At 31.7% G+C, this 12,677-nt stretch carries 13 protein-coding genes; 8 read left to right on the top strand and 5 right to left on the bottom strand.

Going from position 1 to position 12,677, the window contains the following annotated elements; all coding sequences use genetic code 11:
* Window positions 1-12: 12 nt before the first annotated feature.
* Window positions 13-2,121, bottom strand: coding sequence for a ferrous iron transport protein B (gene feoB, locus ACQY1Q_RS06480; RefSeq protein WP_431004481.1), 2,109 nt, complete (start codon window positions 2,119-2,121; stop codon window positions 13-15).
* Window positions 2,121-2,345 carry a FeoA family protein gene (locus tag ACQY1Q_RS06475; RefSeq protein WP_431004480.1) on the bottom strand — a complete coding sequence of 75 codons (225 nt, stop codon included), beginning with the start codon at window positions 2,343-2,345 and terminating at the stop codon, window positions 2,121-2,123. Before ACQY1Q_RS06475 ends, feoB begins: the two co-directional genes overlap by 1 nt.
* Before the next feature lie 122 nt (window positions 2,346-2,467).
* Between ACQY1Q_RS06475 and ACQY1Q_RS06470 the strand changes: the two genes are divergently transcribed.
* From ACQY1Q_RS06470 to ACQY1Q_RS06455, 4 genes are read left to right on the top strand one after another with little or no spacing between them, the layout of a single operon-like run.
* The gene (locus tag ACQY1Q_RS06470; protein ID WP_431004479.1) at window positions 2,468-3,616 is read left to right on the top strand and encodes an ATP-binding protein; all 1,149 of its coding nucleotides are present in this window, start codon (window positions 2,468-2,470) and stop codon (window positions 3,614-3,616) included.
* Window positions 3,616-4,119 (top strand): hypothetical protein, encoded by a 504-nt coding sequence (locus tag ACQY1Q_RS06465; protein WP_431004478.1) that lies wholly within the window; start codon window positions 3,616-3,618, stop codon window positions 4,117-4,119. The genes ACQY1Q_RS06470 and ACQY1Q_RS06465 overlap by 1 nt, the downstream gene beginning before the upstream one ends.
* Window positions 4,120-4,163: 44 nt before the next feature.
* Window positions 4,164-5,573, top strand: a complete 1,410-nt coding sequence (locus tag ACQY1Q_RS06460; RefSeq protein ID WP_431004477.1) for an ATP-binding protein — start codon at window positions 4,164-4,166, stop codon at window positions 5,571-5,573.
* 23 nt (window positions 5,574-5,596) lie between these two features.
* On the top strand, window positions 5,597-6,379 hold the full coding sequence (locus tag ACQY1Q_RS06455) for an enoyl-CoA hydratase/isomerase family protein (RefSeq protein WP_431004476.1): 783 nt from the start codon (window positions 5,597-5,599) through the stop codon (window positions 6,377-6,379).
* Window positions 6,380-6,382: 3 nt separating this feature from the next.
* On the opposite strand, the gene ACQY1Q_RS06450 is transcribed toward ACQY1Q_RS06455, so the two are convergent.
* The 3 genes from ACQY1Q_RS06450 to ACQY1Q_RS06440 form a co-directional block, all read right to left on the bottom strand.
* A complete protein-coding gene (locus ACQY1Q_RS06450) occupies window positions 6,383-6,853 on the bottom strand; it encodes a GNAT family N-acetyltransferase (RefSeq protein ID WP_431004475.1) in 471 nt (156 codons plus the stop codon).
* A 139-nt stretch (window positions 6,854-6,992) separates the two neighbouring features.
* Window positions 6,993-7,646, bottom strand: a complete 654-nt coding sequence (locus ACQY1Q_RS06445) for an HD domain-containing protein (protein ID WP_431004474.1) — start codon at window positions 7,644-7,646, stop codon at window positions 6,993-6,995.
* Window positions 7,647-7,717: 71 nt separating this feature from the next.
* A complete protein-coding gene (locus tag ACQY1Q_RS06440) occupies window positions 7,718-8,728 on the bottom strand; it encodes an aspartate-semialdehyde dehydrogenase (RefSeq protein WP_431004473.1) in 1,011 nt (336 codons plus the stop codon).
* A 227-nt stretch (window positions 8,729-8,955) separates the two neighbouring features.
* On the opposite strand from ACQY1Q_RS06440, the gene ACQY1Q_RS06435 reads away from it, so the two are divergent.
* The 4 genes from ACQY1Q_RS06435 to ACQY1Q_RS06420 all read left to right on the top strand — a co-directional run bounded on the left by ACQY1Q_RS06435 (window position 8,956) and on the right by ACQY1Q_RS06420 (window position 12,641).
* Window positions 8,956-9,987 (top strand): rhodanese-related sulfurtransferase, encoded by a 1,032-nt coding sequence (locus ACQY1Q_RS06435; protein ID WP_431004472.1) that lies wholly within the window; start codon window positions 8,956-8,958, stop codon window positions 9,985-9,987.
* Complete coding sequence (locus tag ACQY1Q_RS06430) at window positions 9,987-11,234, top strand: peptidase U32 family protein (protein WP_431004471.1); 1,248 nt, start codon at window positions 9,987-9,989, stop codon at window positions 11,232-11,234. Before ACQY1Q_RS06435 ends, ACQY1Q_RS06430 begins: the two co-directional genes overlap by 1 nt.
* Complete coding sequence (locus ACQY1Q_RS06425) at window positions 11,234-11,464, top strand: ferredoxin (RefSeq protein WP_431004470.1); 231 nt, start codon at window positions 11,234-11,236, stop codon at window positions 11,462-11,464. Before ACQY1Q_RS06430 ends, ACQY1Q_RS06425 begins: the two co-directional genes overlap by 1 nt.
* 145 nt (window positions 11,465-11,609) lie before the next feature.
* A complete protein-coding gene (locus tag ACQY1Q_RS06420) occupies window positions 11,610-12,641 on the top strand; it encodes a COX15/CtaA family protein (RefSeq protein ID WP_431004469.1) in 1,032 nt (343 codons plus the stop codon).
* The last annotated feature ends 36 nt before the right edge of the window (window positions 12,642-12,677 follow it).

Here is a 12,677-nt window from a genome sequence, read left to right as displayed (position 1 = left end):
GTATTTCTTGCATTAACTTAATATTTGATACGATACTAATGCTGATACATAAGCCAAAATACCCATCCCAACAAGTTGAATTATTGGCCATTTCCAACTCTTGGTTTCTCGTTTAACTATGGCAAGTGTGGCCATACATTGCATAGCAAAAGCATAAAAAAGTAACAACGATATTCCGGTAGCAAAATTAAATCGTTTTTCACCTGTGACAGGATCCAATTCAGAAGCCATTTTTTGTTTAATGGTTGCTGTATTTTCATCATTACTTTCTACACTGTATATAGTAGCTAAAGTTCCTACAAATACTTCACGGGCAGCAAATGATGATATTAGTCCGATTCCTATTTTCCAGTCATATCCCAATGGTTTTACAACAGGTTCAATAGCTTTTCCCATAATTCCGATATAGGAGTTTTCTAATTTGGCAGAAGCTATTTTCTTTTCTAATTCTTTTTCAGAAATATCTTTAGCCGAATATTTTTCTGTTATTGTTTTTTCAACTGTATTGAATGATGATGGCCCATGTGAAGCTAAAAACCACAATACAATAGAAATTGCCAAAATAATTTTACCTGCTCCAAAAACAAATGCTTTGGTTTTTTCTAAAACATCTAAAAAAACATTTTTAAATGACGGTAATTTATAGTTAGGCATTTCAACAACAAAAAAGGTATTACTCTTTATTTTTAAGTTTTTATGCAAAATAAATGCAGCAAAAATTGCCGCCATAAAACCGAGAATGTATAAGCTTAACAAGGTTAACCCTTGTAAACTTAAAAACCCTGCTATTTTTTTATCAGGAATAATTAAAGCTATTAAAATAGCATATACCGGTAATCTTGCAGAACAAGTAGTAAACGGAGTTACTAAAATAGTTATCAATCGTTCTTTCCAGCTCGAAATAGTTCTTGTAGCCATAATAGCCGGTATAGCACAGGCTGTTCCTGATATTAAAGGAATTACACTTTTTCCGCTCATACCGAAACGACGCATTATTTTATCCATTAAAAAGACTACCCTACTCATATATCCTGTTTCTTCTAAAATTGAAATAAACAAAAACAGAATAGCTATTTGCGGAATAAAAATAACAACTCCTCCTATTCCTGGAATAATCCCTTCCGTTAACAAATCGGTAAACATTCCGGCCGGTAAAACTGCTTTTACATATTCAGAAATATTGGCAAACAAACCATCAATAAAATCCATTGGAGTTGAAGCCCAATCAAAAATAGATTGAAAAATTAACAACAACAATCCAAAAAATATAACGTATCCAAAAATTTTGTGCGTAAAAACTTTATCCAATTTACTTCTTAAATCTGTTGCTTTTGTTTTATCAACAACATACGTTTTATGAAGTATTTCATTTATTTTCTGATACCTGTAAATAGTTTCTTTATGCTGGTATTTTTTTTGCTTAGAGATATCTTTTTTAAACGGATTTAATTGTTCTTGTTCTTCAGAAGATAATAATGAGTTATGATTTTTTGTTAGCATTAACCATAGTTCATAAACCGAAAATTGACTACTGGTTTTTTGTAGTTTTTCAAAATATTCAGAATCTATTTTCTTTGCAATACTCTCAAAGTTTGAAGTTTTCTTAAGCTGTGAATAGTTTACAATAGTTTCTTTAAGGTTCTGTATTCCTTGATTTGTTCGGGCAGAAATTAAAACAACTTTTGCTTGTAATGCTTCCTCTAAAGCATCAACCTCTATGGTTATTCCTTTTCTATTCATTTGATCGGCCATATTAATAGCCAACAACGTAGGAATTTCTAAATCTTGAATTTGAGAAAATAAAAGTAGGTTTCTTTTTAAATTTTCAACATCTGCAACTAAAACAATAACATCCGGAATGTCTTTTTCATGAGTACTCATAAGTGTTTTTAGCACAATACTTTCATCTAAAGAAGTAGGATTTATACTATACGTACCCGGTAAGTCAGTAATAATTGCTGTTTTATTTCCGGGTAATTTACAAGCTCCTTGTTTTTTATCAACGGTTACTCCCGGGTAATTTCCTACTTTTTGGTTTAACCCCGTTAATTGGTTAAATAATGATGTTTTTCCTGTATTAGGGTTTCCAATTAGTGTTACTTTAATTTTACTGCTCATCATTAAATTTTTGTTATAGCAATTTGACAAGCTGTTTCTTTGCGTATGGCTAAATGGCTACCGTTAACACATATGTACATAGGATCTTTAAGCGGAGCTATCTGTAATAACTCAACCTCCGTTCCGGGCAAACATCCCATTTCTAATAACTTTAAAGGTATTCTATCTAAACATTCTTCAGATATAATTCCTTTCTCCCCGACTTGTAATGTTGCAATTGTACTCAAAAACAAATGTGTTTTAGCCTGCAAATATACTAAAATAGAATCATTCTAAACTATTTGTTTCCTATATAAATTCATTTCATAAATAAATATTATTGCTCTCGCTTAAATAGTATATTTGTGCTATGATTTTTGAAGATATTATTGGACAAGGACATATAAAAGATCACTTAAAAAAATCTGCTGAAAACGGAAGAATCCCACATGCTCAGTTATTTATAGGAAAAGAAGGTTCAGGAACCTTACCTATGGCTATTGCATATGCACAGCATTTATTATGTAATTTTTCAAACAATGCTGATGCTTGCCATATAAAGTGCAATAAACTTCAGCATCCGGATCTCCACTTTGCCTTTCCTGTAACTACAACGGATGCGGTAAAAAGCCATCCGGTTAGTAATTTGTTTTTAGAAGAATGGCGTTCTTTTATTAACAATCAGCCTTATGGTAATTTATTTAATTGGCTTCAACACATTGGGGTTGAAAATAAGCAAGGTCAAATAGGGGTTGATGAAGCAGAAGATATTGTAAAAAAATTACAGTTAAAATCCTACGAAGGTGGTTTTAAAGTTATGATTATTTGGATGGCTGAAAAAATGAACATAGCCGCCTCAAATAAGCTTTTGAAACTTATTGAAGAACCACCTAGCAAAACTATTTTTTTACTGGTTACCGAAGATGAAGAACAAATAATTAACACAATTAAATCAAGATGTCAAGCCTTACATTTTCCTGCTTTAAGTGAAGCTGATATTGTAAATTCTCTAATTCAAAAAGAAGGTGTTAGTGAAAATGAAGCTGCTGCAATTGCTCATCAATGTGAAGGTAATTACAACAAGGCTATACATCTTTTTCATAATGATTCAAACGATCTGGTATTTGAAAAGTGGTTCATAACTTGGATACGTAGTGCTTTTAAAGCTAAAGGAAATGCTGCCGTTATTCAAGATTTAGTAGAATGGTCTGAAACTATTGCTAATTCAGGAAGAGAAACTCAAAAGCAATTTTTACAGTATTGTTTGCAATTTTTCAGACAAGCACTTTTATTAAATTATGGCACTCCGGATCTAGTTTTTTTAGAAACACAAACATCAAACTTTGATTTATCAAAATTTGCCCCATTTGTGCATAGTGGAAATATAGTAACTATTGAACAAGAAGTTAGTGATGCTCAATATCATATTGAACGTAATGGAAATGCTAAAATAATTTTATTAGATTTATCTATTAAATTAACCCGTCTATTACATACCAAAGAAGAAAAAATAAACTAATGAATACACTTAAAGTTTCTTTATTAATTGTCTTTGTTTTTTTAGGAGCCTGTAAGCAACATAAAAATACAACCAAAGACACTACAGATAGCCCCCCTAAAACAACCTTGTTAAAAAATTACATGGTGGGCAATTGGGAAACTACTTACATAAAAATAGCCTATACTACCTTTAAGAAAGCAGATAGTTTATATGTTTTTGAAGACGATTTTAGCCGTTCTAATTCCGGAAAAGCACAATCTGCTTATGCTGATGACGGAACTTTTACCGCTTGGTTTTTACAACCCGATGGTAAGAAAGTAGGCGAAACCGGAGGTGTATGGAACACTAAAGGAGACAGCTTATTTGTAGATTATTCTTATTTAGGTAAACAAGTACAAGCCTGGTACAAAGTTACACAAACTAATGACGGTTTTGAAGCTACAGTTACTTACGATTGGGGTGATGACGGTGAGTTTGACGATCATTTATTTATGAAATCTAAAAGAATACAAAAACCTTGATATCGTTTAGCAATATATCACTCAGAATACGAATATTCTTATCTATGATACTTTTAGTATTGCTTACCTCAATGCTAATTGTATATGTTACCGTTTACCAATACGAAGAACAAACTAAAGATTATAACAGATTACGTTTTGGCAGAAAAGAAATTGCTACCAAACAAGATATTGAAATTGAACTAGATAAAACTACGTATCCGGTTACCACAAAAAATCTTTCAAAAATCTTTCAAGATAGAATCTACGAAATAGCAACAGTTCATAAACTCACTATTTCAATGTATGATATGAACGGGAAGCTATTAAAATCATCTATTCCTTATAACTTTGACAAGGCTGAAGAGGTTCCGCTTTCTGAGAATGCAGTAAAAGACTTAGCAATTAATTCAAACCATAGAATTGTACTTGATACTGTTATAAAAGACATAATGTATCAATCTTCATACACCTATATTAACGATTCCAGATTTAAAAGAATCGGAATTTTAGAATTACAAATTGCTCAAGATAATACAGATCAGGAAAAAGAGCTACAAGAATTTTTATCTCGCTTAACACTTGTATATGCGTTAATGCTTGTATTAGCAATTATTTTGGCCTACTTTATCTCAACTTACATAACCCGATCTATTAAAACCATTGCTGAAAAAATTAAGGAAACTCGTTTAAATAAACGAAACGAAAAAATTACTATAAAAGCAGCTAGTTCTGAAATTAACTCCCTTATTGAATCATATAATAATATGATTGATCAGTTAGAAGAAAGTGCTGTAAGACTCGCTAAAAGTGAACGTGAAGAGGCCTGGAAAGAAATGGCCAAACAGGTGGCTCATGAAATAAAAAACCCGCTAACCCCAATGCGTTTAACCGTTCAAAGTTTTGAAAGAAAATTCAATCCGGAAGATCCTAATATAAAAGAAAAAGTTGCAGAATACAGCTTAACTCTTATTCAACAAATAGATGTTATGAGTTCTATAGCCTCTGCTTTTTCTGATTTTGCTAAGATGCCAACTCAAAGTCGTGAAAAATTAAATGTGGTAGACGTAATTAAGCATGCTCTTGATATTTTTACGGAAGATTATATCGAGTACATTCCAGGAGAAACAGAATTGTACGCCAGCTTAGATAAAACACAATTAATTCGTATTATTACCAACTTGGTTAAAAATGCCACCCAAGCAATGAAAGGGAACAATATACCTCCTAAAATTGAAGTAAAAGTAGGTTCAGAAGGAAATAGCGTTAAAATAACTGTTTCAGATAACGGTAAGGGTATTAAAGAACAAAATAAAGAACTTATTTTTGAGCCTAAATTTACCACCAAAACCAGTGGTATGGGATTAGGTTTAGCCATGGTTAAAAAAATTATAGAAACCTATGATGGCTCAATTAACTTTACTTCTACTGAAGGAATAGGAACTGTTTTCACAGTTATTTTACCTAAAACATAATTAAAAATATAACTAAACAAAATATGAACTTTGAGAATATTTTAATTGAAAAAAATAACGGATTAGCAACTATTACCATTAACCGTCCAAAAAAATTAAACGCACTTAACAAAGCTACTATTGAAGAACTTCACACAGCATTTGAAATGTTAGAAGATGATGCAGCTACCAAAGTAATACTTATTACAGGAAGTGGAGATAAAGCCTTTGTTGCCGGTGCTGATATTTCTGAATTTGCTCATTTTTCTGTTAAAGAAGGAGGGTTATTAGCTAAAAAAGGACAAGAAATGTTATTTGATTTTGTTGAAAACCTTTCTACTCCGGTAATTGCTGCTGTTAACGGATTTGCCTTAGGCGGTGGTTTAGAACTGGCAATGGCTTGTCACTTCAGAATTGCTTCTGATAATGCCAAAATGGGACTTCCTGAAGTATCTTTAGGTGTTATTCCCGGATATGGAGGAACTCAACGTTTACCTCAACTAATCGGAAAAGGAAAAGCTATGGAGTTAATTATGACTGCAAGTATGATTAATGCTGCTGAAGCTAAAGAATACGGATTGGTAAATCATGTAACTACACAAGAGGAATTAATTCCTTTAGCTGAAAAAATAGCAGGTAAAATCATGAACAATTCATCAGTAGCAATTAGTGCAGCCATTAAAGCCGTAAATGATAATTTTAAAGATGGTATAAATGGTTTTGATACAGAAATCTATGAGTTTGGAAACTGTTTTGGAACTGATGATTTTAAAGAAGGAACTACTGCTTTTTTAGAAAAAAGAAAACCTAACTTTCCAGGAGCTTAAAACTTAAAGGTCTTTTTCAAACACAATTTTTGTTTGATTTACCTCATTTGTATAAACCTTGATGATATCAAATCCTTGTAAAAGATTTAATATCATCATTGGTTTGTATGTATTCATTGATTTTGTTCTGACTCTTGTATATCCTTTTTCTTTTATAATCTGATGTTGTAAGCTCATTAATTTTTGACCTATTTTATTTTTTCTATAGGCTTTTAGCACACCTCCTATCCAACTATAAAATGTAGTTTCATTATATCGGTAACCAATTTTAAATCCAACGGGTGTTGTATGTTGATAGGCTACTAAAGTTAAAAGGTCTTCTTTGCTAAATATTCTTTCTTTAAAAAATTCTAACTGAGCAGATTCAAAAAGCGAAGCGTATAAAAAAGTAACATCTGTTAGTACTTCTTTATCCGGTATTCCAACAATAGTTTTATAAATTACATGTTCCATAAAAACAAAAATAGCATTCAAAAAAAGGTTTTTAAATGCTATTCTTTACTTAAGGGGAAAAAAATTCTTTTATTAATTTTAGGGATGATATTCCAAACATAATATTATTTTTTAAAAAAACAAAATTTAACATAAAATTTATATTTTAATAACTAATAATTTACACTAAACCATTCCATTCTTTATAGAACTGATTTAAAAAACTTTCCATATACTGATGCCTTTCCATAGCTAGCTTTTTTCCTGTTTCTGTGTTCATTTTATCTTTTAACAACAACAACTTTTCGTAAAAGTGGTTAATTGTTGGTGCTGTTGATTTTTTATATTCTTCTTTACTCATGTGCATGTTTGGAGGAATTTCAGGATTATACAACTCCCTGTTTTTAAATCCACCATAATTAAAACAACGCGCTATTCCAATAGCTCCAATGGCATCTAACCTGTCAGCATCTTGAATTACGTCAAGTTCCGGAGAAGTAAATTGCTTATCGAAATTACCTCCTTTAAAAGAAATATTCGCTATAATGTTCTCAACATGTGTTATAATAGATTCGTCAACCTGTTGTTCTTTTAAAAATGTTCTTGCTTTAAGCGGACCTATAGTTTCATCACCATCATAAAATTTACTATCTGCAATATCATGAAGTAATGCGCCTAAGGCTACTATAAATTCATCTACATTTTCGTCGTTGGCAATTAATAAAGCATTTTTATAAACTCTTTCGATATGAAAAAAATCATGTCCGCCTTCCGCTCCTTTTAATGTTTCTTTTACAAAAGCTATAGTGTTGCTTATTATTCTTTGTTTATCCATAAATACAAAAGTATACAAATAAAAAATCCTGAGTGTATTACTCAGGATTCTTAGTGTCAGACAATTTTTGCTTAAGAAGCTAAAACCGTATTTTTTACTATGTTATTTTTTACTAAATATTCTGCAATTTGAATAGTATTTGTTGCTGCACCTTTACGAAGATTATCAGCCACAATCCACATATTTAATGTATTTGGTTGTGATTCATCTCTTCTAATTCTTCCAACAAATACCTCATCTTTATTATTAGCATGAATAGGCATAGGGTATACATTATCCTGTACGCTATCTTGTACAATAACTCCTTCTGTTTTACCAAGTAACTCACGTACTTTTTCCAGTTCAAAATCATTTTCAAACTGAACATTTACTGATTCAGAGTGCCCTCCTGAAGTTGGTATTCTAACAGCTGTCGCTGTAACAGCAAAAGAATCATCACGTAAAATCTTTTTAGGCTCCTTTACTAATTTCATTTCTTCCTTAGTGTACCCATTTTCTAAAAACACATCACAATGTGGTAATGCATTTCTTCCTATTGGATGTGGATACGCCATTTCTCCTTCTATTCCTGCTTCTTCATTGTTTAATTGTTGAACAGCCTTAACACCCGTTCCGGAAACTGATTGATAGGTAGAAATTACCACCCTTTTCATTTTATATTCTTTGTGTAAAGGAGCTAATGCCATTACCAATTGAATTGTAGAACAGTTAGGGTTGGCAATAATTTTGTCTTCACTCGTTAATACGTCTCCGTTAATTTCAGGAACTACTAATTTCTTAGTTGGATCCATTCTCCATGCAGAAGAGTTATCAATTACCGTTGTGCCAACAGCAGCAAACTTTGGAGCCCATTCTATTGAAGTATCTCCACCTGCTGAAAACAACGCAATATCCGGTTGCATTGACACTGCTGTTTCTAAACCAACTACGGTGTAATTTGTTCCTTTAAATTCTATTTGATTTCCCACTGAACGCTCAGAAGCAACAGGAATTAATTCTGTTACTGGAAAATTTCGTTCAGCTAATACCTGTAACATAACATTACCTACCATACCGGTAGCTCCTACAACTGCTACTTTCATTTTTCTATTTTTATTTTCTAACGTATAAATTTATATAACTGATACAAAGGTTTAAAAAATTATAATTAGTTGTATATTAATTTTTTGTTTTTTTACCTTGAATTTAAAATCTTATCAAAAAAAAAGTAAAAGTGATATTTTAAACAATAAAACTCAAAAAATCAGTACCTTTGCCCCGATTTTTAGTTAAAATCACAACATATTTTGTTTAACTTAAATGGTATAGCATGCAACTGTACAACAAGTTAAGCGCTAAAGAACGCGCAAAATTAATTGATGATGCGGGTAAAGACCGTATTACTATTTCATTCTATCAATATTATAAGATAGAAAATCCAACCCTATTTAGAAATAAGTTATTCCTAGAATGGAATGAACTGGAAGTATTAGGTAGAACGTATGTTTCTTATGAAGGAATCAATGCTCAAATATCTGTACCGGCAGAAAACTTCAATGCTTTAAAAAAGCAGTTAGATAGCATTGCCTTTTTAAACGGAATTCGTTTAAATGTAGCTATTGAGCACGATAATAAATCGTTTTTAAAATTAAAGGTAAAGGTTAGAGATAAAATTGTAGCCGATGGTTTAAATGACGATACTTTTGATGTAACAAACAAAGGAGTGCATTTATCTGCCAAAGAATTTAATGAAATGTTAGCAAATCCTAACACCATTTGCGTGGATATGCGTAATCATTACGAAAGTGAAATAGGTCATTTTGAAGGAGCCATCACACCCGATGTTGACACGTTTAGAGATTCATTAGATATTATTGAAGAAGATTTAAAAAACCACAAAGAAGATAAAAACTTATTAATGTATTGTACCGGAGGTATCCGATGTGAAAAAGCTTCTGCCTACTATAAACATAAGGGTTTTAAAAATGTTTTTCAGTTAGAAGGAGGTATTATAGAATACACACGCCAGGTAAAATCCGAAGGTTTAGAAAACAAGTTTTTAGGTAAAAATTTTGTTTTTGATCACAGACGTGCCGAACGTATTTCTGAAGATGTAGTTTCTAACTGTCATCAATGCGGTAAGCCTTGCGATACACATACTAACTGTGCTAATGAAGGTTGCCACTTATTATTCATTCAGTGTGATGAATGTGCCGAACAAATGGAAAATACGTGTTCTTCTGAATGTCAGGAAATAATTCACTTACCCTACGAAGAACAAAAAGAATTACGTAAAGGAAAACACGCAAGTAATAAAATATTCAAAAAAGGACGTTCAGAAGCTTTAAAATTTAAAAAGTAATGCAAAAGATAGAGTTAATGGCACCTGCTGGTAATTTTGAATCGTTACAAGCAGCTTTAGATAACGGATGTGATTCTATATATTTCGGTGTAGAGCAATTAAATATGCGTGCCCGTGCTTCTATTAATTTTACCTTAGATGATTTAGAAGAAATTTCTCACAGATGTTCAGAAAAAAATGTTCGTACGTATTTAACCTTAAATACCATTGTATACGATCATGATTTATCCATTGTAAAAACCTTAATCAAAAGAGCTAAAGAAGCAAATATTACAGCAGTAATTGCTATGGATCAGGCAGTAATTGCCATGGCAAGAGCTGAAAATATGGAAGTGCATATTTCAACCCAAATAAATATTACCAATATTGAAACGGTTAAGTTTTATGCTATGTTTGCTGATACTATTGTATTAAGTAGAGAATTAAGTTTACGCCAGGTTAAAAAGATTACCGAACAAATTGAAAAAGAAGAAATTAAAGGGCCTTCAGGGCGCTTGGTAGAAATTGAAATTTTTGGTCACGGTGCTTTGTGCATGGCCGTTTCCGGAAAATGTTATATGAGCCTACACTCACATAACTCATCAGCCAACAGAGGGGCTTGCAAACAAAATTGTCGTAAAAAATATACCGTAATTGATCAGGAATCCGGTTTTGAAATGGAATTAGACAATGAGTACATTATGTCTCCAAAAGACTTGTGTACGATTGATTTCTTAGACCAAGTTGCCGACGCCGGAATTAAGGTATTAAAAATTGAAGGGCGTGGTCGTGCTCCAGAATATGTAGCCAAAGTAATTAAGTGTTATCGTGATGCTATTGACAGTTTACATAACGGAACCTATGACAAAGAAAAAGTAATTAGCTGGATGCAAGAGCTTGAAAAAGTATATAACCGTGGTTTTTGGAATGGGTATTACTTAGGACAAAAATTAGGTGAATGGAGTAAAGATCCGGGCTCTCATGCTACGCAAAAAAAAGTATATTTAGGAAAAGGTACTCACTTTTTCCCTAAAGCTGAAATTGGTGAATTTAAAATTGAAGCATATGATTTAGCTGTTGGAGATACTATTTTAATTACAGGACCTACAACCGGAGCAAAAGAAATGGAATTAAAAAGTATGTTTGTAAATGATAAACAAGCTCAAAATGCTACAAAGGGAGATGAAGTTACAATTAAATTAGACTTCAGAATTCGCCCTTCAGACAAGCTTTATAAAATTGTAAAAACAGAATTTGCTCAAAACTAATGGTCGTTATTACCTTACAACGAAATAAATGTATTGGATGTAATTATTGTGTAGAACTAGCTCCGGCACAATTTCAGATGTCTAAAAAAGACGGAAAATCTGTGTTATTACACGCTACTGAAAAAAAAGGATTTTACACTATTAAATCCTATGACGATAGCATTTTTGAGGCTTCCTCTGAAGCAAAAAAAGCATGTCCGGTAAAAATTATTGAGGTAAAACAAGTATAAATTACCACATCATAATACTACTTAAAAACGCCTAAACATTTGTTAGGCGTTTTTTGTGTTTAATTAAAAAGGCAAGAGCTGTTTTATTTGTGTTTTACGTACCTTTGTAAAACCGATTTAATTGTTTAACATTAGATACTTTCTCGTGAAAAAGCACTTTCCACTTATCGTAAAAATTTCAATAATTTCAGTATATGTAATCTTTTTAGCAGGGTCGGTTGTTCGTATGACAGGTTCCGGAATGGGATGCCCAGATTGGCCAAAATGTTTTGGGTATTATATTCCTCCTACATCAGAAGAACAAATTACCTGGCAACCTAACACCAGTTATAAAAAAGGAATGATTATCGTTAAAGATGAAGCCTTGTTTGTAGCTGAAAAAGACCTAAAAACTACTGAAGAGTTTAACCTGAATAATTGGAATAAATACACTAAACACAACTATGCAACATTTAACAAGTATCATACTTGGACGGAATACATAAATCGTTTAGCTTCTGTTTTAGCTGGTTTTGTTTTCTTATTTTTAGTATACACTGCCAGTAAGTTTTGGAAAGAAAACAAAACAATTCCTTTACTAGCTTACGGCGCATTTTTTTTAATGTTATTTGAAGCTTGGTTGGGTAAAACCGTTGTTGATTCTAACCTTAAACCAACTATTATTACCATACATATGATAGGTGGTTTAGTAATAGTTGCACTGTTGTTATGGTTATATTTTATAATTTCTAACCATAACTCTGAGAATAAAAATTATACCTATAATTCTTTATTTACAAAATTACTGATTGTTTCTGTAGTCTTTTCATTAGTGCAAATTGCTATGGGAACTCAAGTTAGACAGTTTATTGATGAGCAGGTAAAATTATTTGGCTTTGAAAATAAAGAGTATAGTTTAATGAATCCTAGTTTTAAATTTTACTTTCATCGTTCATTTACCATTGCTATTGTTTTAGTAAATCTTGGTATGTTTTATTTGAATCAGGTAAAAAATTTAGGTTACAAATTAGTTAATTGGATTGTATTTTTAATTTTCTTAGAAACCATAACAGGAATTTTAATGTATTACGCTGAATTCCCATTAGGAACTCAAGCAACACATTTATTGGCAGGAGCTATTTTATTTGGATTGCAATTCTATTTATGGTTGCAAAGTAGAAAAATTGTTCGCAAATAGTTTTTTAAACAATCATTTACTTGTAATTTGTTATGT

The sequence above is a fragment of the Tenacibaculum sp. TC6 genome (genome assembly GCF_050606265.1).
In the GTDB taxonomy this organism is placed as follows: domain Bacteria; phylum Bacteroidota; class Bacteroidia; order Flavobacteriales; family Flavobacteriaceae; genus Polaribacter.
The sequence above is the reverse complement of the archived record's forward strand: the minus strand, read 5'-3'. Positions and strand labels throughout refer to the sequence as shown.